This is a genomic window from Variovorax ureilyticus (assembly GCF_050632185.1).
GTDB classification, from domain to species: Bacteria; Pseudomonadota; Gammaproteobacteria; order Burkholderiales; family Burkholderiaceae_C; genus Variovorax; species Variovorax ureilyticus_A.
Map to the genome: position 1 here is coordinate 3,444,667 of NZ_CP192579.1, position 24,772 is coordinate 3,469,438.

Genomic DNA, 24,772 nt, shown 5'->3' on the forward strand with positions numbered 1-24,772 from the left:
AGGCACATCGCGTGCCAGTGACGCAACACAGCCATGCGCTACCCTTCCGGCCGAAGGAGAAGCTCGTTGACCACAAGAACGACATCACGCTGTTTCGCCGCCCTTGCGCTGGCCTTGGGCGCGCTGAGCGCGCACGCCCTGCAGATCACCAGCCTCACGCCGCAAGGCGAGGTCGCACGCATCCGGCAGGTCGTCGCCCGCTTCGACCAGGCCACCGTGAACTTCGGCGACCCGAGGGCGCCGGCGCCGCTCACGGTGAGCTGCACCGATGCGGAGGCCGGCAAGGGCACCGGGCGCTGGACCGGCGAGAAGCAGTGGGTCTTCGATTTCCAGAGCGACCTGCCGCCCGGCGTGCGCTGCACCGTCACGCGGGTGGCCGGCTTCAGGACCCCGGGTGGCTCGGAGCTGACCGGGCCGGAACGCTACCAGTTCAGCAGCGGCGGGCCGTTCATCCGCAGCTGGCGGCCGAGCTACGGAAAGATCGACGAAGAGCAGCTCTTCCTGCTCGAACTCAATGGCGCTGCCACGCCGCAGAGCCTGCAGGACAACGTCTGGTGCGCCGCCGACGGCATCGGCGAGCGCATTCCCGTCAGGCTCGTCGAAGGCGAGCAACGCAACGCATTGCTCAAGGCCCTGGGCCGCGACCGCGACGCCGCGAAGGAGCCCGGCCGCTTCGTCACGCTGCAATGCAACCGCACCCTGCCACCGGGCGGCCGCGTGCAGATCGTCTACGGCAAGGGCGTTGCGACGCCTTCGGGCGTGGCCAACAACGTCGAGCGCCGCCTCGCCTTCGAGGTGCGCGAGCCCTTCGCCGTCTCCTTCACCTGTGAGCGCGAGAACGCGCAGTCGGCCTGCCTGCCGCTGCGGCCTATGGCGCTGCGCTTCAACGCCCCGGTCTCCCGCCAACTGGCCGCGCAGATCACGCTCAAGGGCAGCGGCAAGGCGTTCAAGCCGAAGCTCGACGACAACACGGCGAACGACGCCGATGCGGTCGTCGATGGGGTGAGCTTCGCCCCGCCCTTCCCCGAGCAGACACAGTTCACCATCGAGCTGCCTGCGAAGTTCGAGGATTCTTCGGGCCGCGCGCTGGCCTCGCCCGGCAGTTTTCCGATGAAGGTCGCGACCGGCGCGATGCCGCCGCTCGCCAAGTTCGCGGCCTCACCCTTCGGCGTGGTCGAGCGGCTCGCCGAGCCCGGCGGCGTGGCCTTGATGCCGGTGACGGTGCGCCGCGTCGAACCCGCGCTGCAGGTGCAGGCGCTCACGCCGGGCAAGGTGAGCGACCTCAATCCGCGCAGCGACGCCGAGATCATTGCGTGGTTCCGCAAGGTGCGCCGCTACGAGAACTACACGGTCTCCCGCAAGTCGGCCGCGCGCGACGTGAAGGGCGCGTTGCCCAAGGTGATCGACAAGGACGAGCGCGACAACGTGCAGACCCGCATGCTGTCGCTGCTCGGTGGCCAGGGCGGCGTGCGCACGCTGGACATGCCCAAGAGCGAAAACGGCGATCCGCGGCCGTTCGAAGTGATCGGCATCCCGCTCACGCCGGGCTTCCACGTGCTCGAGATCGCATCGCAGAAGCTGGGCGACGCCCTGCTCGACGAGCGCTACGGCGGCGGCCGCACGATGTACGTCCGCACCACGGCACTCGCGACCCATCTCGCGGTGCACTTCAAGCTGGGCCGCGAGAACGCGCTGGCCTGGGTCACCACGCTCGACAAGGGCAAGGTGGTGCCTAACGCCAGCGTACGCGTGTCGGGCTGCGACGGCAGGGAGATCGCGACCGGCACCACCGATGCGGACGGCATCGCGCGCTTCGCCGGCATCCCGCCCAATCCGCCGAGTTGTTCCACCGACGAGGAATACAGCGCCGACGCCTACTTCGTCAGCGCGCGTGCCAAGGACGCGGACGGCGTCGAGGACCTCGCCTTCACCTGGACCGACTGGCAGCGCGGCATCGAACCGTGGCGTTTCAACGTGCCCACGAGCCAGGAGGCCGAGCCCGACCGCGTCGCCCACACCATCTTCGACCGCACGCTGCTGCGCGCCGGCGAGACGGTATCGATGAAGCACCTGATCCGCACGCAGACGCGCGCCGGCCTGGGCCTGCCTTCCAACTGGCCCGGCACGATGGTCGTCACGCACGTCGGCAGCGGCCAGCAGTTCACCCAGCCGATCCAATGGCGCAAGACCGCGACGGGCGGCGAGAGCGCCGACAGCACCTTCGAGATTCCGCCCGCTGCCAAGCTCGGCCTCTACCAGGTCGAATTGCGCGCCGGTTCGGGTGAGTCGGAACGCAGCTACAGCACCGGCCAGTTCCGCGTCGAGGAATTCCGCCTGCCGGTGTTCGAAGGCCGCATCGCGCCGAGCGACAAGAACCCGCTGGTCGCGGCAACGTCCGTGCCGGTCGAAGTCCAGATCAACTACGTGTCGGGCGGCGGCGCGGGCAGCCTGCCGGTGCGTGTGTCGGCCCTGGTGCGTGGCAAGTCGCTGTCGTTCCCCGACTTCGAGACCTTCAGTTTCGCGGCACCGCGCAGGGAGAGCGCAACGACCAGCAACGCCGAAGACAGCGAATCGCCCGCCGACGACGCGCACGTGGTCGCCGACAAGCTGCCGCTGACGCTCGACCGCAACGGCGCAGGCAAGCTCGCGATCGACAAGATCCCGACCGCGCGCTTCACGCCGCGCGAATTGCTGCTCGAAGCCAGCTATGCCGATCCGAACGGCGAAATCCAGACGCTGCGCAGCACGCAGACGCTGTGGCCCGCGGGCGTGATCGCCGGCATCAAGACCGAGGGCTGGGTCTCGACCGGTCAGAAGGTCCGCTTCCAGGCCGTGGCGCTCGACCTCGCCGGCAAGCCCCGTGAGGGCGTGACGCTCAACGTGCGCGCCATCGCGCGCATCACCACCACCAGCCGGAAGCGCATGGTGGGCGGCTTCTACACCTACGACAACAAGACCGAAACCAAGGAGATCGGCACCGTCTGCAGCGGCAAGAGCGACGTGCGCGGGCTCCTGCTGTGCGAGACGGATCTGAAGGAGCCCGGCGAGATCGAGCTCATCGCGATCGCGAGCGACAAGGAAGGCCGAGAGAGCCGCGCGTCCAGCGCGGTGTACGTCACGCGGCAGGGCGAGCTCTGGTTCGGGGGCGAAGACCACGATCGCATCGACGTGCTGCCCGAGAAGAAAAGCTACCAGCCCGGCGAGGTCGCAAAGTTCCAGGTGCGCAGCCCCTTCCGCTTCGCGACCGCACTGGTGTCGGTGGAACGCGAGGGTCTGATCGAAACGCACGTGGTCAAGCTCAACGGCCAGGACCCGACGGTGAGCCTGCAGATCAAGCCCGAGTGGGGGCCGAACGTCTACGTCAGTGTGCTCGCGCTGCGCGGCCGGCTGCGCGACGTGCCGTGGTACAGCTTCTTCACCTGGGGCTTCCGCGCGCCACGCGAATGGTGGACAGCGTTCTGGTACGAAGGCAAGGAATATGTCGCACCGACGGCGCTGGTGGATCTCAGCAAGCCGGCGTTCCGGCTCGGATTGGCGGAAATCCGCGTCGGCACGCAGGCGCACCAGATCGACGTGAAGGTCGAGAGCGACAAGCCCAGCTACCCGGTGCGCGGCAAGGCGCAAATCACCATCACCGGCAAGCTGCCCGACGGCAAGCCCGCGGCCGGCGCGGAAGTCGCGCTGGCCGCGGTCGATCAGGCACTGCTGGAGCTGATGCCGAACGACAGCTGGAACCTGCTCGAGGCCATGCTGCAGCGCAGAAGCTGGGGGTGAGCACGTCGACCGCGCAGATGGAGATCGTCGGCCGCCGGCACTATGGCCGCAAGGCGGTGCCGGCCGGCGGAGGCGGCGGCAAGAGCCCCACGCGCGAGCTGCTCGATACCCTGCTGATGTGGAACCCGAAGATCGTGCTCGACGACAACGGTCAGGCCACGGTCACGGTTCCGCTCAACGACGCGCTCACCACCTTCAGGATCGTCGCGGTCGCCGATTCGGGCGTGGGTCTCTTCGGCACCGGGCAGACATCCATCCAGGCGACGCAGGACCTGCAGATCATCAGCGGACTGCCGCCGCTGGTGCGCGAGGACGACCAGTTCCGCGCGCAAATCACGCTGCGCAACACCACGCGGAAGGAGATGAAGGTCGAGGCCGGGCCGCGCGCCACGCTGCTGACGCTCGAGCCGCAGACGGTCGACATCCCGGCCGGCGAAGCCCGCGAGATCGCGTGGACGGTGACCGCGCCTGCACAGCTCGCGCAGTTGCGCAACGAATCCATCCTGTGGGAGATCGAAGCCCGCGACACGGTCGGCGGCGCGCGCGATGCGCTCAAGGTGCGCCAGCGCATCGTGCCCGCGATGCCGCTCACGGTGCAGCAGGCCACGCTGGCCCAGGTCGACGGGCCCTTCACCCTCGACGTGGCAGCGCCCGCCGATGCGCTGCCGGGCCGGGGCGGTGTACGCCTGTCGCTGCAACCGAAGCTCGCCGAAGGGCTCACCGGCGTGCGCGACTGGTTCGCGGCCTATCCCTACAGCTGCCTCGAACAGAAGACGAGCAAGGCCATCGGCCTGCGCGACGGCAAGGCGTGGCAGACCGTGGTCGCGCAGTTGCCGAGCTACCTCGACAGCGACGGCCTCGCGAACTACTTCCCGCCGCAGGGTGGCGAGGCCAACCGGGGCAGCGACACCCTGACCGCCTACCTGCTCGCCGCGGCGAACGAGGCGGCGGCGCTCGACCCGGCCTTCGCGCTGCCCGACGCGGCGCGGGCGCCGATGGAGCAGGGGCTGATCGCCTTCGTCGAAGGCCGCATCCAGCGCGACTTCTGGAGCCCGCGCAAGGACCTCGACGTGCGCAAGCTCGCAGCGCTCGAGGCGCTCTCGCGCTACGGCAAGGCGCAGGGCCGCATGACCGGCGGCATCACCATCGCGCCCAACCAGTGGCCGACCAGCGCGGTGATCGACTGGATCAACATCCTGCGTCGCGTGCAGGACGTCCCGCAGCGCCAGCAGCGGCTCGACGAGGCGATGACCGTGCTCAAGGCACGCCTCAGCTACCAGGGCACGCGCGTCGGCTTCAGCACCGAGCAGGACGACCACTGGTGGTGGCTGATGACCAACGGCGACGTCAACACCGCGCGCCTGTTGCTCACGGTCATGGACGACCCGGCGTGGAAGGACGACATCCCCCGGCTCGCCAACGGCTTCATCGGCCGCCAGCAGAGGGGTGCATGGCTCACCACCACCGCGAACCTCTGGGGTGGTCTCGCGCTGGAGAAGTTCTCGAAGAAATTCGAGAGCACGCCGGTGACCGGCATCACGTCCGCGAGCTTCGGCGGCGCGAAGGCGCAGATCGACTGGAGCAAGGTCGAGCGCGTGAAGACGAGTGACGCCAGCGGTGCGCCGAACCAGACGAGCGCCTTCGGCGCACCGGCTTCGCCCGGCAACCTGCGCAACAACACGATGTTCATCCCTTGGCCTGCGGCCCCGGCCGCACACGACACGCTGCTCGTCACGCAGAGCGGCAGCGGCAGGCCGTGGCTCACGCTGCAGTCGGTGGCCGCGGTGCCGCTGAAGGCGCCGTTCGCGGCGGGCTACGCGATCAAGCGGACGATCACACCGGTCGAACAGGCGGTGCCGGGCCTCTACACGCGCGGCGACGTGCTGCGCATCAGCCTCGAAGTCAACGCGAGCACGGACATGACTTGGGTCGCGATCACCGACCCGATCCCGGCCGGCGCGACCATCCTCGGCACCGGCCTGGGCCGCGATTCGCAGATCGCCACGCAGGGCGAGAAGCGCGCGGGCAACGGCTGGCCGGCGTTCGAGGAACGCAGCTTCGAGGCCTTCCGCAGCTACTACGGCTACCTGCCCAAGGGACTGACGCGGGTGGAATACACCGTGCGCCTCAACAACGTCGGCGAGTTCGCGATGCCGCCGAGCCGCGTCGAGGCGCTCTATGCGCCGGAGATGTTCGGCGAGGCACCCAACCCGCGCATCAAGGTGGAGGCCCCCCGGTAGTCCGTCGATCGCCGGTGATTCCGCTGGCGCGGACTACAAGGCATGATGGAACACCGGACCGTCCCACGAAGGCCACAGCCACTGACCCTCGTCCACCGCTGCGAAGGAGTTCCATGTCCATGCCGACCGTCGAACAGATCCAGCAGATCCTCGAACCGATCTTTCCCGGCCTCATGGGGGTGCGCCTCCTCACGCTCGAGCCGGAGCGCGTGGTCGCGAACCTCGTCGTGCGACCCGACCTCTGCACGGCCGGCGGCATCCTGCACGGCGGCGCGTATATGGCCTTCGCGGACACGCTGGGCGCAGTGGGCACCGTCGTCAACCTGCCGAAGGGCAAGCGCACCACGACCACCGATTCGAGCACCAAGTTCATCGGCGGCGCGAAGGTGAACACCACGGTGGTCGGCGAATCGGTCGCGCTGCATCGCGGACGCACCACGATGGTGTGGCAAACCACCATCCGATCCGAGGAAGGCAAGCTCTGCGCCGTGGTGACGCAGACGCAACTCGTGCTGGAGGCGAGCTCATGAAGCTCACCCCCAGCCTCGCCCACTTCGTGTGGCTCGGACACCCCTCTCCGGGGGCAACCCCGGCGGCCCGGCAAAGCCGGTTCCGCGGGGTTTCTGGTCTTGGTCGAGCCGGATTCACGCGCCGCGAGTAACGCGCAGCGCCATGGAGCACTGACATGCGCACACTACTCTTCATCCTGGGCGGCTTCGTGCTGCTGGCGGTGTGCCTGGCCGCCGGCAAGTCGATGGCGGGTGGCTTCGGCGATGGCATGCGCATGAGCCTCATCGCGTTCGCCGCCCTCTGGTTCGTGATCGCGGCGGCGAACATGTGGATCGGCGTCGTCAAGGCCGGCTATTCGTTCGGCGAGGAGTTGCCGATCTTCCTGCTCATCTACCTGCTGCCGCTCGCGGGTGCCGCCTTCGTCGTCCTGAAGTGGAAGCTCTTTTGACCCTTCCACGGCTGGCCGATGCATCGGGACAGGCTGGCATCGAAGTCGCTAGCATCCAGTGTCGATCTCCAAACCTGAAAGTTCCGCATGTCCATCGAACTCTGGCTCGCATTCGTCGCCGCCTCCGCGGTGCTGCTGGTCATCCCCGGGCCGACCATCCTCACGGTCATCAGCTACTCGGTCGCGCATGGGCGCCGGGCCAACGTGCCGCTGGTGGCAGCGGTCGCACTCGGCGACTCGACCGCGCTGGTGCTTTCACTGCTCGGGTTGGGCGCGCTGCTCGCGACCTCGGCGTTCTGGTTCATGGTGATCAAGTGGGTCGGCGGGCTGTACCTGCTTTACCTCGGCGTGAAACTGCTGCGCGCGGGCATCTCGCCGGCCGAGCTCGCGGCTCCGGCAGCGCCCCGGTCGCGCTGGCGGCTGTTCGCCAACACCTGGCTGGTGACCGCGCTCAACCCCAAGGGGATCGTGTTCTTCGTCGCCTTCCTGCCGCAGTTCATCAACCCGCGCGCGGATGTGACCCACCAGCTCTGGCTCCTCGCGGTCACCTTCGTGGCCATGGCGACCCTCAATGCCACGCTCTACGCGGTGTTCGCCGGTTCGGCACGCCGGCTGCTGGCCTCGCCGCGCGCGCAGCGGCGCTTCAACCTGACGGGCGGCTCGCTGCTGTCGGCGGCCGGCGTCTGGGCGCTGCTCGCTCGCCGGCCGGCATGAGCCGCCCGGCCGCCCGCAGGCGAATCCCGAAGCGCGGCTGCGCGAGGGTCGTCCGATGAGTGCCGGGTACACCGGCCCGCTGCCCACGCACGGCCGGTTCGACTACGCGCCGATCACCCGCCGCGCAGACTATGCGTGGCCCAATGGCGCCCGGCTGGCGGTCTACCTTGGCCTCAACCTCGAGCACTTCGCGTTCGGTGAAGGCATGGGCGCGTGCATCGGCCCCGCGTCGCCGCATCCGGATGTGCTGAATTTCTCGTGGCGCGAGTACGGGAACCGGGTCGGCGCATGGCGTTGCCTCGAACTCTTCGACAGCCTCGACATGGTGTGCGGAACGCTGCTCAACACCGCGCTGTACGACCACTGCCCGGAGCTGGTCGCGGCTTCGGTCGCGCGCGGCGACGAGCTCATCGGTCACGGCCACACCAATGCGGAGCGCCAGGGCGACATGGACGAGCCTGCGGAGGCCGCGCTGCTCGCGCGCTGCAGCGCCCGCATGCTGGCCGAAAGCGGCAAGGCGCCCACGGGCTGGCTGTCGCCGTGGATTTCCGAAAGCCATCTCACGCCCGACCTGCTCGCCGAAGCCGGCTACCGCTACACGCTGAACTGGTGCCACGACGACCAGCCGGTGCCGATGCGCACCCGCAGCGGCCGCACGCTGTGGTCGGTGCCCTATCCGCAGGAACTGAACGACATCCCGATGATCATCGCGCGGCAGATGGACGCGAAGGACTTCGCGCAGATGATCATCGACAACGCCGACGAGATGCAGGACCAGTCGCGCCGCCAGCCACTGGTGATGGGCGTGGCACTGCATCCGTACATCGTCGGGCAGCCCTACCGTCTGCGACACCTGCGCCGTGCGCTCGCGCACCTCGCACGGTTGCGCGACCGGGGCCAGATCTGGCTCACCACGCCCGGCGCGATCTGCGCGCACGTGGCGACGGTCAGTGCCGCCACGGCTGTGGCAAGCTAGCGCACGAGGCCGCGCGAGTGCGGCCATGGCCGCCTTCATGTCGTCGTCCCGCCTGTCCGTTTCGCTCCTGCTGCTGCCCGCGCTCGCCGTGATGCTCGCGCGGCCTGCGTGGGCGCTCGCCACCTTCGATGAGGTGCGGCGCGACTTCCGGCCTTCCGACACGCGGGTGCTCGACCGCGACGGCCAGCTCCTGCAGCGCGTGCGCACCGATCCGACGGTGCGCCGCGGCCGATGGACCGCCCTTGCCGACATCTCGCCTGCTCTGGGCACGGCGATGGTGCTGAGCGAGGACAGGCGCTTCTACGAACACAGTGGCGTCGATTGGCGCGCAGTCTCCGCCGCCGCCTGGGGCAATCTGTGGAACACGCGCACGCGCGGCGCGTCGACGATCACGATGCAGCTCGCGGGGCTCCTCGACGACGACCTGCGGCGCGGCGGCAACGGTCGCAGCCTCGGCCAGAAGCTCGGACAGACAGTGGCGGCGCAGCGGCTGGAGCACACCTGGCGCAAGGACCAGATCCTGGAGGCCTACCTCAACACCGTGCCGTTCCGCGGCGAGATCGTCGGCATCGATGCGCTCTCGCGAACCCTCTTCGGCAAGGCGCCGCACGGGCTCGATGCGCGCGAGGCCGCCGTGGCCGCCGCCCTGGTGCGCGCGCCGAACGCGAAGCCGGCCGTTGTCGCCCAGCGCGCCTGCGAGCTGATGCGGACGATGGAACCCGGCAGCGCACCCGACTGCGACGCGGTCGACATGTTCACCAGCGCCGCGCTGCAGCGGCGCGGGTTCGATGCCAGCGAAGGCATCGCGCCGCACCTCGCACGGCGTGCCGTCGCGGCGCGCGGCGACGGCACGCGGGACGACATCCGCACCACGCTGCGCGCGCCGCTGCAACGCTTCGCGCTCGGCACGCTGCAACGGCATCTGCGCGAGCTGCGCGGCCGCAACGTGGAGGACGGCGCGGTGGTGGTGCTCGACAACGCGAGCGGCGAGGTGCTCGCATGGATCGGCTCCTCCGGCAACCTGAGTCGTGCGGCCGAGGTGGACGGCGTGCTCGCGCAGCGGCAGCCCGGCTCCACGCTCAAGCCTTTCCTCTATGCCGAGGCGATCGCCGAGCGGCGGCTCACGGCGGCATCGCTGCTCGACGATTCGTCGGCGCAGATCAGCACCGCGGGCGGCCTCTACATTCCGCAGAACTACGACCGCCAATTCAAGGGCTACGTCTCGGCGCGTACCGCGCTCGCCGCTTCGCTCAACGTGCCGGCGGTACGCACGCTGGTCATGGTGTCGCCCGAGGCGTTCGCACGGCAGCTGCGCGCGGCCGGACTGCCGCTGGCGCAGAGCGGCGACTACTACGGCTACAGCCTCGCGCTCGGCAGTGCGGAGGTCTCGCTTCTCGCGTTGACGAATGCGTATCGAACGCTGGCGAACGGCGGCCGGTTCGGCGACACGCGCTATCTGCCGGCGCCGCCGGCCGCGCAGAGCGGCAGTGCACCCGCCATCGACCCGCGCGCGGCCTTCATCGTGGGCGACATCCTCAGCGATGCCAACGCGCGTGCACGGACCTTCGGGCTCGACAGCGTGCTCGGCACACGCTTCTGGACCGCCGTGAAGACCGGCACCAGCAAGGACATGCGGGACAACTGGGCGATCGGCTGGTCACAGCGCTACACCGTCGGTGTGTGGGTCGGCAACGCGAGCGGCGCACCGATGTGGGATGTGAGCGGCACCAGCGGCGCGGCGCCGGTGTGGGCCGAGGTGATGGGCTTCCTGCATCGCGGCGCGACCAGCCGCGCGCCCGCGCCGCCGCCGGGCGTGGTGCAGAAGCAGGTGCGTTTCGGCGGCGAGCTCGAAGCGGCGCGCAGCGAATGGTTCATCGCCGGCACCGAGCAGGCGGTGTTCGCAGTCGCGCCCGATGCCGCCACGGCCGATTCGGCGCCGCGCATCGCCGCGCCCGCGGATGGAACCATCATCGCGATCGATCCGGACATCCCGCCCGGCAACCAGCGCGTGCGCTTCGAAGCCGACGGCCGCAGCGTGCAATGGCGCATCGACGGCAAGCCGCTCGCGCGCGGCAACAGCGCACAGTGGCTGCCGTGGCCGGGGCGCCATGTGGTCGAGCTCATCGACGCGCGCGGCGAGGTGGCGGACAGCATCCGCCTCGAAGTGCGGGGCGCCGGCGTGGTGACGGGCGCCAAGGCCGCGAAGAACGCCGGCCGCTGAGCCCCGCTCACGCGCCGATCGCCTCGATGCCCACCGTCGCCTACCGCACGACCATCATCGTGAACGGCCACACATAAGCCTGCAAGGTCACGAAGATCCCGACGAGACACGCCAGCGCAATCGAGTGGAAGAACACGTAGCGCAGGATGTCGCCCTCGTGGTTGAACCAGCGCGTGGCGGTGGACGCAACCACGATGGACTGCGCATCGATCATCTTGCCCATCACGCCGCCCGAGCTGTTGGCCGCGCCCATGAGATTCGGGGACAGGCCCAGTTGATCGGCGGCGACCTTCTGCATGCCGCCGAAGAGCACGTTCGACGCGGTGTCCGAGCCGGTCAGCGCAACACCGAGCCAGCCCATGAGCGTGCCGAAGAAAGGATAAAGCACGCCGGTGTTCGCGAATGCGAGGCCCAGCGTGCTGTCGAGGCCCGAGTAGCGCGTGAGGGTGCCCAGCGCGAGCATCAGCGCGATCGTGAGCAGCGAGTACTTCACGAGATTGAGCGTTCGCCCGTAGGCGACGACGAGCTGGCCCACGCTGTACTTCGCGACCAGCCCGCCGACGATGGCCGACAGCAGGATCCCCGTGCCGGTCGCCGACAACAGCGTGAAGGCGTAGACGGCGCCCTCCTTGGTGGGCGCAGGCACGATCGGCGGGACCTTCTCGACCATGTTGTGCAGGCCGCCGATCGGGAAGTTCGGCGCGAAGAGGCCATTGAGCCAGTTCTTGACCGGCGGCAGGCCCCAGATGAACACGAACACCGTCATGATCGCCCACGGCGTCCAGGCGCGCACGAGCTCGGCCGTCGAATGGGGCGAGCGTTTGGCTGTCGCGGTCGCGGCCGGCGTGCCGCCATCCTCCTCGTGCCCCTTGAGCGACACAGAGCGCCAAATGGTGCGCGGCTGCCATACGCGAAGGAAGAGGATCAGCGACACCATCGAGACGATGGCCGCGATGATGTCCACGAGCTCCGGCCCGATGAAGTTCGAGACGAGAAACTGGGGGATCGCGAACGAGACACCGGTCACGAGGATGGCAGGCCAGATCTCCAGCATGGCCTTGCGGCCGGCGAACGCCCAGATGAGCCAGAAGGGCACCAGCAGCGAGAAGAAGGGCAACTGGCGGCCGATCATCGCGGTGACTTGCATCAGGTCATAGCCGTGCACCTTGGCGAGCGTGATCACCGGCGTGCCCAGCGCGCCGAAGGCGACGGGCGCGGTGTTGGCGATGAGCGAAAGGCCCGAGGCCGCGAGCGGCGAGAAGCCAAGGCCGATCAGGATGGCGGCCGTCACCGCCACCGGCGTGCCGAAGCCGGCCGCGCCTTCGAAAAACGCGCCGAAGGCGAATGCGATCAGCAGCAGTTGCAGGCGGCGGTCTTCGGTGATGTCTGAGAGCGAATCCTGCAGCACCTTGAAGCTGCCGTTCTGCTCGGCCAGCTGTTGCAGGAAGATGATGTTCAGCACGATCCAGCCGATGGGCAACAGGCCCGTGAGTCCACCGAGGAAGGCCGCGCGGCCCGCGAGACCGGCGGGCATGCCGAAAGCGAAGATGGCGATCACCAGCGCGCTGAGCAGGCCGAGTCCCGCGGCGATGTGCGCCTTCACGTGGAGGAAGCCGAGGCACACCAGCATGACGACCACCGGTATGGCGGCCAGTGCGGTGGAGACCACCATGTTTCCGAACGGGTTGTAGATCTGTTGCCAGGTCATGGATGTCCGCCTTCTGTTGTCTCGAGTGGATCGGTGGAAGCCCTGCGGATAATAGGGACCGAGCAACGATCAGACAACCTAGGAGCCCCCGCCGTGCCAGACCTCTCCAAGATCACGAACATCGAAGACCTGCGAGCCATCGCCGAGCGTCGCGTGCCGCGCATGTTCTACGACTACGCCGACTCTGGGGCTTGGACAGAGGGAACTTACCGGGCCAACGAAGAAGACTTCCAGAAGATCAAGCTGCGCCAGCGCGTGGCGGTCAACATGGAGGGCCGCTCGACCCGCACGACGATGGTCGGCCAGGAAGTCGCGATGCCCGTGGCCATCGCACCGACCGGTCTCGCCGGCATGCAGCACGCCGACGGCGAGATCCTCGGCGCGCGCGCCGCGAAGGCTTTCGGCATTCCTTTCACGCTTTCGACGATGAGCATCTGCTCGCTCGAGGACATCGCGGAAGGCACGGACCGTCATCCCTTCTGGTTCCAGCTCTATGTGATGCGCGACCGCGAGTTCATCGAACAGTTGATCGAACGTGCCAAGGCCGCGAACGTCTCCGCGCTTCAGCTCACGCTCGACCTCCAGATCCTCGGCCAGCGCCACAAGGACATCAAGAACGGCCTGACCGCGCCGCCCAAGCCCACGCTGAAGAACCTCATGAACCTCGCAACCAAGCCGCGCTGGTGCATGGGCATGCTGGGCACCAAGCGACGCACCTTCGGCAACATCGCGGGCCACGCGAAGGGCGTGAAGGATCTGTCGTCCCTGTCGTCGTGGACGGCCGAACAGTTCGACCCGACCCTGAGCTGGGCCGACGTCGAGTGGATCAAGAAGATCTGGGGCGGCAAGTTGATCCTCAAGGGCATCATGGACGTCGAGGACGCGCGGCTCGCGGCTTCGAGCGGTGCCGATGCGCTGATCGTTTCCAACCACGGCGGCCGCCAGCTCGATGGTGCGCCCTCCTCGATCGCGGCGCTGCCGCGCATCGCCGAAGCCGTGGGCACGGAGATCGAGGTCTGGATGGACGGCGGCGTCCGCAGCGGGCAGGACGTGCTGAAGGCGCGCGCGCTCGGCGCGCGTGGCACGCTCATCGGCCGCAGCTTCCTCTACGGGCTCGGCGCCTTCGGCGAAGCGGGCGTGACCCGCGCGCTGCAGATCATCCACAAGGAACTCGACATCACCATGGCCTTCTGCGGGCGCACGAACATCGACGAGGTCGACTCGAGCATCCTGCTGCCCGGCACGTTCTGATCAGGGTCACGCACCGGCTGACAGCGCCCGCCCTCGGCGATGAGGCAAACTAGGGCTTGCCCTAACTAACAACATCCAGAGAGGCGCCAGTTTCATGAGCTCCGTCACGTCCCCCGCGGGGTCGACCACCGTCGATTCCGCGGCTTCCCCGCGCGCCTACACCAGCGAAGAAAAGCGCCATCGCATCTTTGCGATCATGGCCGCCTCGTCAGGCAACCTGGTCGAGTGGTTCGACTTTTACGTCTACGCATTCAGCGCCCTGTATTTCGCGCCTTCGTTCTTCCCCAAGTCGGACCCGACGGCGCAGCTCCTGAACACTGCGGGCGTGTTCGCGGCGGGCTTCCTGATGCGCCCGATCGGCGGATGGCTCTTCGGCCGCGTCGCCGACCGGTATGGCCGCAGAACCTCGATGCTGATCTCGGTGACCATGATGTGTGCCGGCTCGCTCGCCATCGCAAGCCTGCCTACCTACGCGGCCATCGGCGCATGGGCGCCGTTCCTGCTGCTGATCTGCCGCCTCTTCCAGGGCCTTTCGGTGGGCGGCGAATACGGCACCACCGCGACCTACATGAGCGAGGTCGCGCTTCGCGGACAGCGCGGCTTCTTCTCGTCCTTCCAGTACGTCACGCTGATCGGCGGCCAGTTGCTCGCAGTGCTCGTGATCGTCGTGCTGGAGCAGCTTCTGAACGAAGCCGAACTCAAGGCCTGGGGCTGGCGCATTCCGTTCGTGATCGGCGCGATCGCGGCAGTGGTGGCGCTCTTCCTGCGGCGCACGCTGCACGAGACGCAGTCGGAAGCATCGCGCACCAACAAGGAAGCAGGCACGCTGTCGGGCATCTTCCGTCATCACAAGGCCGCGTTCTTCACCGTGCTGGGCTATACCGCGGGCGGCTCGCTGATCTTCTACACCTTCACCACGTACATGCAGAAGTACCTGGTCAACACCGTGGGCCTGCCGATCAAGACCACCAGCTACGTGATGACCTGCGCGCTCTTCGTCTACATGTGCATGCAGCCCGTGTTCGGCGCGCTGTCGGACCGCATCGGCCGGCGCAGCAATATGCTGCTGTTCGGCGGCCTCGGCGCGCTGTGCACGGTGCCGATCCTGACGGCGCTGCAGACGGTCACGAGTCCGTGGGCGGCCTTCGTGCTCATCATCCTGGCGCTGGCGATCGTGAGCTTCTACACCTCGATCAGCGGTATCGTGAAGGCCGAGATGTTCCCGCCGGAAGTGCGTGCGCTCGGTGTCGGGCTGGCCTATGCGGTGGCGAACGCACTGTTCGGCGGATCGGCCGAGTATGCGGCGCTGGGCCTCAAGTCCATCGGCCATGAGACGGCCTTCTACTGGTACGTGACCGCGATGATGGTCATCGCGTTCCTGGTGAGCCTGCGGCTGCCGCGGCAGGCGAGCTACCTGCATCACGATCACTGAGTTGCGCTCAGGACTCGGCTTCCCAGAGCTTCGGATAGCGGCTCACGAAACCATCGCCGGTCACCTCGAGCATCTCCGCGTAGTCGAAGCGCGGTGAGGTGTACCAGTAGCTTGATTCGCCGCGCCGCTCGTAACGTTGCTTCAGCTCGATCAGGCTTCCGCTGTCCAGATCAAGCCACGCCGCTGGTGCATCGGCCGCCTCGCCCTGCGCAAGATGCAGGCGACGCAAAGGCAGCAGATTGGTCGCTGGAGTGAAGCCCAGATCGAGATCGACGCAGTGGCCGAGGTCGGGCACCGGCGCATCGTTGAGCTTCCATGCACCATGCGCGTCGTGCACGATCGAGAAGTCGACCTGCTCGTTGCCGAGCCAGCCGCGCACCGTGCTCCACTGCGTGTGCCAGGCGCGATCGCAACGCACCCGGTAGTGCAACTGCCCGAGGCGGCCGTCTTCACGGCGAAAGGCCGCCGCGCCATCGATCTGCCAGTTGTCGCCGTTGCGGTCCAGGCGACAAACGTCGTGTCCCGGAACATCGAGGCGGCGCCAGAGCATGAAGGCAACGGACTGCATACGGCCGATCATGGCACCTGGTGCCCGCAGTGTGCAACCCTGGACAACCAGCCATCCTTGCCGCGACGAAAATGACGTCCGTGACTGCTACGCCGATCCGTCGTATCGCCCATCTCGACATGGATGCCTTCTATGCCTCTGTCGAGCTGCTCCGCTATCCGCAGCTCAAAGGACTGCCGGTGGTGATCGGTGGCGGGCGCCGTAAGGTCGACGAGGTCTTGCGCGACGTGCCCGATGGCGGCACGCTCGCCGATATTCCTGTCCGGGCTTTTCCCTTGCTCAGGGACTACGTCGGGCGCGGCGTGATCACCACCGCGACCTATCCCGCGCGGCAGTTCGGTGTCGGCTCGGCGATGGGGCTGATGAAGGCTGCAAAGCTGTGCCCCCAGGCGATCATTCTTCCCGTGGACTTCGACGAATACCGGAGGTATTCGCGGCGGTTCAAGCAGGTCATCACCGAGATCGCCCCGGTGATGGAGGACCGCGGCGTCGACGAGGTCTACATCGACTTCACCCACGTGGCCGGCGGCCAGCGCGAGGGCGGACGCGTGCTGGCGCGTCTGATTCAGAAGTCGATCTTCGAGGCGACGGGGCTGACCTGCTCGATCGGCGTCGCACCCAACAAGCTCATTGCGAAGATGGCCAGCGAGTTCAACAAGCCCAACGGGATCTCGGTGGTCTTCGAGAGCGACCTCGAGAGCCGCATCTGGCCGCTGCCTTGTCGCAAGGTCAACGGCATCGGGCCGAAGGCGGACGAAAAGCTGCAGCGTCACCAGATCCGCACGATCGGGGAGCTCGCGACGCGCGATCGCGATTGGCTGATCGCGAACTTCGGCAGGGCCACCGGCGCGTGGATGCACGAAGTGGCGTGGGGACGCGACGACCGGCCGGTGGTCACCGAAAGCGAACCCGTGTCGATGAGCCGGGAGACCACCTTCGACCGTGATCTGCATGCGGTGCGGGATCGCGCCGAGCTCGGAGCCATCTTCACGCACTTGTGCGAGAAGGTCGCGGAAGATCTCCAGCGCAAGGGCTACGTCGGCAAGACCATCGGCATCAAGTTGCGCTATGACGATTTCAAGATCGCGACGCGCGATCAGACCATCGACCACTTCACCGCCGACGCGAAAGCCATCCGGCAGATTGGCGGTCAGTGCCTCAAGCGGGTGCCGCTCGACCGGCCGTTGAGACTGCTGGGTGTGCGCGTGGGTGCGCTGGTGAGGGCCGGTGAGGCCGAAGCGCCGAATCCGGTGCGTCCCAGTCCGGGGGCACGACGTCAGTTGGAAAGCGCGGACGCGACCGCCAGGACGGCCTCGCTGTTCTAGCGGCCCTGGCCTCGATCGACTTTCAGCGTGCGGGCACGCCGCCCTGCCATTGCGGGACGCAAAAGCAAAAAGCCCAGCCTTGTGGGGCTGGGCTTTTTGGGGCTGTAAGAGCCTGACGATGACCTACTTTCACACGGGAACCCGCACTATCATCGGCGCTGAGGCGTTTCACTGTCCTGTTCGGGATGGGAAGGAGTGGGACCACCTCGCTATGGTCATCAGGCATAAAGGGTTGTCGTGCTGGTTTTTGGTCAGCACAACGAATTCATAGAGTTTGGAATCAGTTTTGTTTGATTGCGTCAACTTGGCATAACACCTTGATCTGACAGATCAAAGTTATAGGGTCAAGCCGCACGAGCAATTAGTATCGGTTAGCTTAACGCATTACTGCGCTTCCACACCCGACCTATCAACGTCCTGGTCTTGAACGACTCTTCAGGGGGCTCAAGGCCCCGGCAGATCTCATCTTGAAACGAGTTTCCCGCTTAGATGCTTTCAGCGGTTATCTCTTCCACACTTAGCTACTCGGCAATGCCACTGGCGTGACAACCGATACACCAGAGGTGTGTCCACTCCGGTCCTCTCGTACTAGGAGCAGGCTTCCTCAAATCTGCAGCGCCCACGGAAGATAGGGACCAAACTGTCTCACGACGTTTTAAACCCAGCTCACGTACCTCTTTAAATGGCGAACAGCCATACCCTTGGGACCGGCTACAGCCCCAGGATGAGATGAGCCGACATCGAGGTGCCAAACACCGCCGTCGATATGAACTCTTGGGCGGTATCAGCCTGTTATCCCCAGAGTACCTTTTATCCGTTGAGCGATGGCCCTTCCATACAGAACCACCGGATCACTATGTCCTGCTTTCGCATCTGCTCGACTTGTCAGTCTCGCAGTTAAGCACGCTTATGCCATTGCACTATCGTCACGATGTCCGACCGTAACTAGCGTACCTTCGAACTCCTCCGTTACGCTTTGGGAGGAGACCGCCCCAGTCAAACTGCCTACCATGCACTGTCCCCGATCCAGATGATGGACCTAGGTTAGAACCTCAAACACACCAGGGTGGTATTTCAACGTTGGCTCCACAAGATCTAGCGACCCTGCTTCAAAGCCTCCCACCTATCCTACACAGATCTGTTCAAAGTCCAATACAAAGCTACAGTAAAGGTTCATGGGGTCTTTCCGTCTTTCCGCGGGGAGATTGCATCATCACAAACATTTCAACTTCGCTGAGTCTCAGGAGGAGACAGTGTGGCCATCGTTACGCCATTCGTGCAGGTCGGAACTTACCCGACAAGGAATTTCGCTACCTTAGGACCGTTATAGTTACGGCCGCCGTTTACTGGGACTTCAATCAAGAGCTTGCACCCCATCATTTAATCTTCCAGCACCGGGCAGGCGTCACACCCTATACGTCCACTTTCGTGTTTGCAGAGTGCTGTGTTTTTAATAAACAGTCGCAGCCACCGATTTCTTGCAACCCTTTCATGCTCCGTTGTTCACTTCACACTAATAGGGCACACCTTCTCCCGAAGTTACGGTGTCAATTTGCCGAGTTCCTTCTCCTGAGTTCTCTCAAGCGCCTTAGAATACTCATCTCGCGCACCAGTGTCGGTTTGCGGTACGGTCGTCAATAGCTGAAGCTTAGTGGCTTTTCCTGGAACCTCGTTCAGTCACTTCACCAGCAAGCTGGCTCGATCATGGGCCTCGGTATATGTACGCCGGATTTGCCTAACGCACGCCTACTTCCCACTAAACCGGGATATCCAACACCCGGATGACCTATTAAGATCCGTCCCCACATCGCACTATTGATCGGTACAGGAATATTGACCTGTTTCCCATCAGCTACGCATCTCTGCCTCGCCTTAGGGGCCGACTCACTCTACGCCGATGAACGTTGCGTAGAAAACCTTGCGCTTACGGCGAGGGGGCTTTTCACCCCCTTTAACGCTACTCATGTCAGCATTCGCACTTCTGATACCTCCAGCACGCTTTACAACGCACCTTCACAGGCTTACAGAACGCTCTCCTACCACTTGCAATAAATTGCAAATCCGCAGCTTCGGTAACTGGCTTAGCCCCGTTACATCTTCCGCGCAGGACGACTCGATCAGTGAGCTATTACGCTTTCTTTAAATGATGGCTGCTTCTAAGCCAACATCCTGACTGTTTTAGCCTTCCCACTTCGTTTCCCACTTAGCCAATTTTAGGGACCTTAGCTGGCGGTCTGGGTTGTTTCCCTCTTGAGTCCGGACGTTAGCACCCGGTGCTCTGTCTCCCAAGCTGTACTCTTCGGTATTCGGAGTTTGCCTTGGTTTGGTAAGTCGCCATGACCCCCTAGCCAAAACAGTGCTCTACCCCCGAAGGTAATACTTGAGGCACTACCTAAATAGTTTTCGGAGAGAACCAGCTATTTCCAAGTTTGTTTAGCCTTTCACCCCTATCCACAGCTCATCCGCTAGTTTTGCAACACTAGTCGGTTCGGACCTCCAGTACCTGTTACGGCACCTTCATCCTGGCCATGGATAGATCACTTGGTTTCGGGTCTACACCCAGCGACTGGACGCCCTATTCGGACTCGATTTCTCTACGGCTTCCCTATTCGGTTAACCTTGCCACTGAATGTAAGTCGCTGACCCATTATACAAAAGGTACGCCGTCACCCTTGCGGGCTCCGACTTTTTGTAAGCATGCGGTTTCAGGATCTATTTCACTCCCCTCCCGGGGTTCTTTTCGCCTTTCCCTCACGGTACTAGTTCACTATCGGTCGATGATGAGTATTTAGCCTTGGAGGATGGTCCCCCCATCTTCAGACAGGATTTCTCGTGTCCCGCCCTACTTTTCGTCAGCTCAGTACCACACAAGTCTTTTCACATACGGGGCTATCACCCACTATGGCCAGCCTTTCCAAGCTGTTCTGTTAAGTCTTGTGCTATCACTGACAGGCTCTTCCGATTTCGCTCGCCACTACTTTCGGAATCTCGGTTGATGTCTTTTCCTCGAGCTACTGAGATGTTTCAGTTCACCCGGTTCGCCTCGCACCCCTATGTATTCAGAGTGCGATACCTTTCGGTGGGTTTCCCCATTCGGAAATCTCCGGATCAAAGCTAATTTGCCAGCTCCCCGAAGCTTATCGCAGGCTACCACGTCCTTCGTCGCCTATCATCGCCAAGGCATCCACCACATGCTCTTATTCACTTGACCCTATAACTTTGACGTTTCTTCACAGAAACCAAAGTCAATCAAGGAATGACCAGGTCTTTCACCTGGCGCGTTATGCCGTCTTCAGACTTCGAGTTTCCTCGAAATTGAAGTTCATTTGACGCAATCAAAAATTCAAGTTGCTGACGGCACGGTGAGCCATGACGCTCTTTCCGCCAGCAACGCTGATTCGACTCTATGAATTTTTAAAGAACAGCCGATTGATCGAGAGATCTCGATCAACAACAAAAATGCCTCTTGCAAAGCATCTTTGGTGTTGATGAATTCTTGTTGGAATGGTGGAGGATGACGGGATCGAACCGACGACCCCCTGCTTGCAAAGCAGGTGCTCTCCCAGCTGAGCTAATCCCCCAGGCCCCGTGAGCACCGCCACCGCGACACACACAACCATTGGAACGAACCATTGGAAGAATTTGGTGGGTCTAGTTGGGCTCGAACCAACGACCCCCGCCTTATCAAGACGGTGCTCTAACCAGCTGAGCTACAGACCCATGTCGATGGAATCGACTTCATCCAACAACCGATAAGTGTGGGCGTTCAATTTGAACAGCTTGTTTCCAGAAAGGAGGTGATCCAGCCGCACCTTCCGATACGGCTACCTTGTTACGACTTCACCCCAGTCACGAACCCTGCCGTGGTAATCGCCCTCCTTGCGGTTAGGCTAACTACTTCTGGCAGAACCCGCTCCCATGGTGTGACGGGCGGTGTGTACAAGACCCGGGAACGTATTCACCGTGACATTCTGATCCACGATTACTAGCGATTCCGACTTCACGCAGTCGAGTTGCAGACTGCGATCCGGACTACGACTGGTTTTATGGGATTAGCTCCCCTCGCGGGTTGGCAACCCTTTGTACCAGCCATTGTATGACGTGTGTAGCCCCACCTATAAGGGCCATGAGGACTTGACGTCATCCCCACCTTCCTCCGGTTTGTCACCGGCAGTCTCATTAGAGTGCCCAACTAAATGTAGCAACTAATGACAAGGGTTGCGCTCGTTGCGGGACTTAACCCAACATCTCACGACACGAGCTGACGACAGCCATGCAGCACCTGTGTTACGGTTCTCTTTCGAGCACTAAGCCATCTCTGGCAAATTCCGTACATGTCAAAGGTGGGTAAGGTTTTTCGCGTTGCATCGAATTAAACCACATCATCCACCGCTTGTGCGGGTCCCCGTCAATTCCTTTGAGTTTCAACCTTGCGGCCGTACTCCCCAGGCGGTCAACTTCACGCGTTAGCTTCGTTACTGAGTCAGTGAAGACCCAACAACCAGTTGACATCGTTTAGGGCGTGGACTACCAGGGTATCTAATCCTGTTTGCTCCCCACGCTTTCGTGCATGAGCGTCAGTGCAGGCCCAGGGGATTGCCTTCGCCATCGGTGTTCCTCCGCATATCTACGCATTTCACTGCTACACGCGGAATTCCATCCCCCTCTGCCGCACTCCAGCGATGCAGTCACAGATGCAGTTCCCAGGTTGAGCCCGGGGATTTCACAACTGTCTTACATCACCGCCTGCGCACGCTTTACGCCCAGTAATTCCGATTAACGCTTGCACCCTACGTATTACCGCGGCTGCTGGCACGTAGTTAGCCGGTGCTTATTCTTACGGTACCGTCATGAGCCCTCTTTATTAGAAAAGACCTTTTCGTTCCGTACAAAAGCAGTTTACAACCCGAAGGCCTTCATCCTGCACGCGGCATGGCTGGATCAGGCTTGCGCCCATTGTCCAAAATTCCCCACTGCTGCCTCCCGTAGGAGTCTGGGCCGTGTCTCAGTCCCAGTGTGGCTGGTCGTCCTCTCAGACCAGCTACAGATCGTCGGCTTGGTGAGCCTTTACCCCACCAACTACCTAATCTGCCATCGGCCGCTCCATTCGCGCAAGGCCTTGCGGTCCCCTGCTTTCATCCGTAGATCGTATGCGGTATTAGCACAGCTTTCGCTGCGTTATCCCCCACGATTGGGCACGTTCCGATGTATTACTCACCCGTTCGCCACTCGCCGCCAGGATTGCTCCCGCGCTGCCGTTCGACTTGCATGTGTAAGGCATGCCGCCAGCGTTCAATCTGAGCCAGGATCAAACTCTATAGTTCGATCTTGAAGTTTTTGCTCGATCTCTCGAGCAACTCATAAAAACGGAATTGAAGTGAACTTCACTTCTATTCTCATGAGCGTTTAAAAGTCCGAAGACTTCGTTCCGAAGAACTTGGCCATTCGCCTCAAACGCCCACGCTTATCGGCTGTATATTTTTAAGGATCCAAACGCTCAACATCTTCTGTCTTACGTCTTGCTTGCTGCGATCAGCGAAGCCCTCTACTATAACACGCTTTTCGAAGATCAGAAAAAACTTTTTAAAAATCTTTTCTCTTCTTCCCTCCGCCCAACTCATCACATCCCGAAGAACCTGATTCGCTGCCGTGTTTGGCGGAGCCTTCGATTATGACAGGGTTTTTGAAGAATCGAAAAACTTTTTTAGGTTTTTCTTTTTTCTTCTCCGCCTGACCTCATCGACCCTTTCGGGCCTCTAAGCGTTATCGCGTTTAGTGGAGCCCGCAATTATCGCACTGTTTTTGAGTCATCCGCAAGCCCCTCAGAATTTTTTTGTTCGCCTCCCGCTACTGCCGCGCGGTGCGCACGTTCTCGGGCAAGGCCTGCGGCCAGCTCGTGCGGAAGGGGTTGATATCCAGCCCTCCCCGACGGGTGTACCTCGCATAGACCGCCAGCTTGTTGGGCTGGCAGCGGCGCCAGACGTCCCTGAAGATCCGCTCCACACACGGCTCGTGGAATTCGTTGTGATTGCGGAAGCTGACGATGTACGCCAGCAGACCGGCCTGATCGATCGGCGGCCCGCTGTAGCGGATTGCCACGCTCCCCCAGTCCGGCTGGCCCGTGACAAGGCAATTGCTCTTGAGAAGGCGGCTGGTCAACGTTTCGGTCACCGGCGCCTGGGTCGTGTCACTGGCCAGCAGGTCGGGCGCGGGCTGATATTGGGTGCATTCGATATCCAGTCGATCCAGATCGAGTCCATCCAGCTCGTGGACCGTCTCGGTTTCGAACGCCGCCGGCGGCACCAGCTTGACGCCGACGCCGCCCGTACGGCCGCTCCCTCGCCAGACCGCCTCGCTCAGATCCGTGCGCAAGCGCAGCCGAACCGCATCCAGATCCACGAAGACGCTGCTGTTGAAGCTGTTGAGATAGAGCTTGAATGACTTGCTCTCGATGATGTTGGGCGTCTCGCATGGCACGGTGAAGTGCGCGATGGCGAGTTGCGGCTTGCCGCGAGGGTTGAGCCAGCTCAGTTCGAAGGCGGTCCAGAGATCCGCGCCGAAAAACGGCAGGGCGCCTTCCTTGATGCCCATCGCTTCGCGTTGCGTCGCACGCGCGATCGGGAAAAGCAGGCTCGGGTCATAGTGATCAACGTAGGCGGAGGCGCGGCCCAGCTGTGACTGTTCAGGCGTGTTGTCGAGGCTCATGTCGGTTCTCGGCAGTCTGTAGAAATGGAACGATGTGCTGCAGGAGGATTTCGATCACGGGCGGCGGCAGATCGTGCCCCATGCCGGGAATGCCGACGAAACGGGCCCCAGGGATGCGCCGCGCCGTGTCCTTGCCGCACGCGATCGGCAACAGCGGATCGACCTCGCCGTGCAGGACCAGGGTAGGGCTTTCGATGCGCGAGAGCAGTTCCGCACGCCCACTGTCCGCGGCGATCGCGAGCATCTGCCGCACAACGCCGGCGGGCCGATAGGCGCGTCGCAGCGCACGGGTGATGCGGTCCGCCTGCGTATGCTCGTCCCGCGCATAGGCAGGGCTCGATATCAGGCGGGAGAACCTGAGGCCGTGTTCGACCAATGCCGCCTCGGTCCTGCTGGCGGGCCGCCGCAGCAGCGCGGCGGTCACATCCGCCCGCGGTCCCGGCAGATCGCGCGCCCCGCTCGAGCTCATGATGCTCACCGGGCTCGCCATCCTCCCGGGAGACCTGGCCGCGAGGCGCTGGGCGATCATCCCGCCCATCGATGCCCCGATCACGTGGGCGCGTTCGACGCCCAGTGCGTCGAGCACGCCGAGCGCGTCATCGGCCATGTCCTGAAGCGAATAGGCCGAGCGCACCGGCAACCCCAGCCGCTGCCGGACGCTCTGCCAGATCACGTTGCCGGTGCCGGCTTCGTCGAAGCCCTGACTCAGTCCGATGTCGCGGTTGTCGTGCTGGATCACCCGGAATCCGGCATCGACCAGCACCTGGACGAATTCCGCCGGCCATGCGATCAACTGCATGCCGAGCCCCATGATGAGCAGAATCACCGGGAGGCCTTCGCCGCCGCTGTCCTCGACTTCGATCTGGATGCCGTTCGCCGTGACCTGCATGCTGGAGCGCG

12 protein-coding genes, 2 tRNA genes, 3 rRNA genes and 1 pseudogene are annotated in these 24,772 nt (G+C 64.0%); 9 read left to right on the forward strand and 9 right to left on the reverse strand.

Translation table 11 applies throughout. The features are described from left to right. The first annotated feature begins 33 nt into the window (after positions 1-33). From ACQ858_RS16955 to pbpC, 6 genes and pseudogenes are all read left to right on the forward strand, one after another. Positions 34-6,014 (forward strand): annotated as a pseudogene (locus ACQ858_RS16955) (alpha-2-macroglobulin family protein). 113 nt (positions 6,015-6,127) lie between these two features. Beyond that, positions 6,128-6,544 (forward strand): PaaI family thioesterase, encoded by a 417-nt coding sequence (locus ACQ858_RS16960; RefSeq protein WP_431273814.1) that lies wholly within the window; start codon positions 6,128-6,130, stop codon positions 6,542-6,544. A 155-nt stretch (positions 6,545-6,699) separates the two neighbouring features. Beyond that, positions 6,700-6,972, forward strand: a complete 273-nt coding sequence (locus tag ACQ858_RS16965) for a hypothetical protein (protein ID WP_431273815.1) — start codon at positions 6,700-6,702, stop codon at positions 6,970-6,972. Positions 6,973-7,059: 87 nt separating this feature from the next. After that, on the forward strand, positions 7,060-7,686 hold the full coding sequence (locus tag ACQ858_RS16970) for a LysE family translocator (RefSeq protein ID WP_431273816.1): 627 nt from the start codon (positions 7,060-7,062) through the stop codon (positions 7,684-7,686). A 55-nt stretch (positions 7,687-7,741) separates the two neighbouring features. Beyond that, a complete protein-coding gene (locus ACQ858_RS16975; RefSeq protein WP_431273817.1) occupies positions 7,742-8,662 on the forward strand; it encodes a polysaccharide deacetylase family protein in 921 nt (306 codons plus the stop codon). Between the two features lie 37 nt (positions 8,663-8,699). Continuing rightward, the gene (gene pbpC, locus ACQ858_RS16980; RefSeq protein ID WP_431276886.1) at positions 8,700-10,883 is read left to right on the forward strand and encodes a penicillin-binding protein 1C; all 2,184 of its coding nucleotides are present in this window, start codon (positions 8,700-8,702) and stop codon (positions 10,881-10,883) included. A gap of 40 nt (positions 10,884-10,923) precedes the next feature. Here pbpC and ACQ858_RS16985 read toward each other — a convergent pair whose 3' ends face one another. Continuing rightward, positions 10,924-12,591 (reverse strand): L-lactate permease, encoded by a 1,668-nt coding sequence (locus tag ACQ858_RS16985; protein ID WP_431273818.1) that lies wholly within the window; start codon positions 12,589-12,591, stop codon positions 10,924-10,926. A 93-nt stretch (positions 12,592-12,684) separates the two neighbouring features. Between ACQ858_RS16985 and ACQ858_RS16990 the strand changes: the two genes are divergently transcribed. Together ACQ858_RS16990 and ACQ858_RS16995 are read left to right on the forward strand one after the other, a co-directional pair. Next, positions 12,685-13,842, forward strand: a complete 1,158-nt coding sequence (locus ACQ858_RS16990) for an alpha-hydroxy acid oxidase (RefSeq protein WP_431273819.1) — start codon at positions 12,685-12,687, stop codon at positions 13,840-13,842. A gap of 94 nt (positions 13,843-13,936) precedes the next feature. Further along, positions 13,937-15,274, forward strand: coding sequence for an MFS family transporter (locus tag ACQ858_RS16995; protein WP_431273820.1), 1,338 nt, complete (start codon positions 13,937-13,939; stop codon positions 15,272-15,274). A gap of 7 nt (positions 15,275-15,281) precedes the next feature. Here the strand turns inward: ACQ858_RS16995 and ACQ858_RS17000 are convergent, their stop codons facing one another. Further along, entirely contained in the window at positions 15,282-15,842 is a 561-nt protein-coding gene (locus ACQ858_RS17000) for a putative glycolipid-binding domain-containing protein (RefSeq protein ID WP_431273821.1), read from the reverse strand. A gap of 71 nt (positions 15,843-15,913) precedes the next feature. On the opposite strand from ACQ858_RS17000, the gene ACQ858_RS17005 reads away from it, so the two are divergent. Next, positions 15,914-17,167: a Y-family DNA polymerase gene (locus tag ACQ858_RS17005; RefSeq protein ID WP_431273822.1), complete on the forward strand. Its 1,254-nt coding sequence runs from the start codon at positions 15,914-15,916 to the stop codon at positions 17,165-17,167. Positions 17,168-17,277: 110 nt separating this feature from the next. Here ACQ858_RS17005 and rrf read toward each other — a convergent pair. The 7 genes from rrf to ACQ858_RS17040 form a co-directional block, all read right to left on the reverse strand. Continuing rightward, positions 17,278-17,390: ribosomal RNA gene (gene rrf / locus ACQ858_RS17010) — 5S ribosomal RNA — on the reverse strand. A gap of 117 nt (positions 17,391-17,507) precedes the next feature. Then, positions 17,508-20,378: ribosomal RNA gene (locus tag ACQ858_RS17015) — 23S ribosomal RNA — on the reverse strand. Positions 20,379-20,672: 294 nt separating this feature from the next. Beyond that, positions 20,673-20,748: transfer RNA gene (locus tag ACQ858_RS17020), tRNA-Ala, on the reverse strand. Positions 20,749-20,810: 62 nt separating this feature from the next. Continuing rightward, a tRNA-Ile gene (locus ACQ858_RS17025) sits at positions 20,811-20,887 on the reverse strand. Between the two features lie 70 nt (positions 20,888-20,957). Continuing rightward, positions 20,958-22,491, reverse strand: a 16S ribosomal RNA gene (locus ACQ858_RS17030). Together the 16S, 23S and 5S rRNA genes with 2 tRNA genes alongside form the textbook arrangement of a ribosomal RNA operon. A 523-nt stretch (positions 22,492-23,014) precedes the next feature. Continuing rightward, the gene (gene queF / locus ACQ858_RS17035; RefSeq protein ID WP_431273823.1) at positions 23,015-23,872 is read right to left on the reverse strand and encodes an NADPH-dependent 7-cyano-7-deazaguanine reductase QueF; all 858 of its coding nucleotides are present in this window, start codon (positions 23,870-23,872) and stop codon (positions 23,015-23,017) included. Further along, the gene (locus tag ACQ858_RS17040) at positions 23,850-24,761 is read right to left on the reverse strand and encodes an alpha/beta fold hydrolase (protein ID WP_431273824.1); all 912 of its coding nucleotides are present in this window, start codon (positions 24,759-24,761) and stop codon (positions 23,850-23,852) included. Before ACQ858_RS17040 ends, queF begins: the two co-directional genes overlap by 23 nt. Between the last annotated feature and the right edge of the window lie 11 nt (positions 24,762-24,772).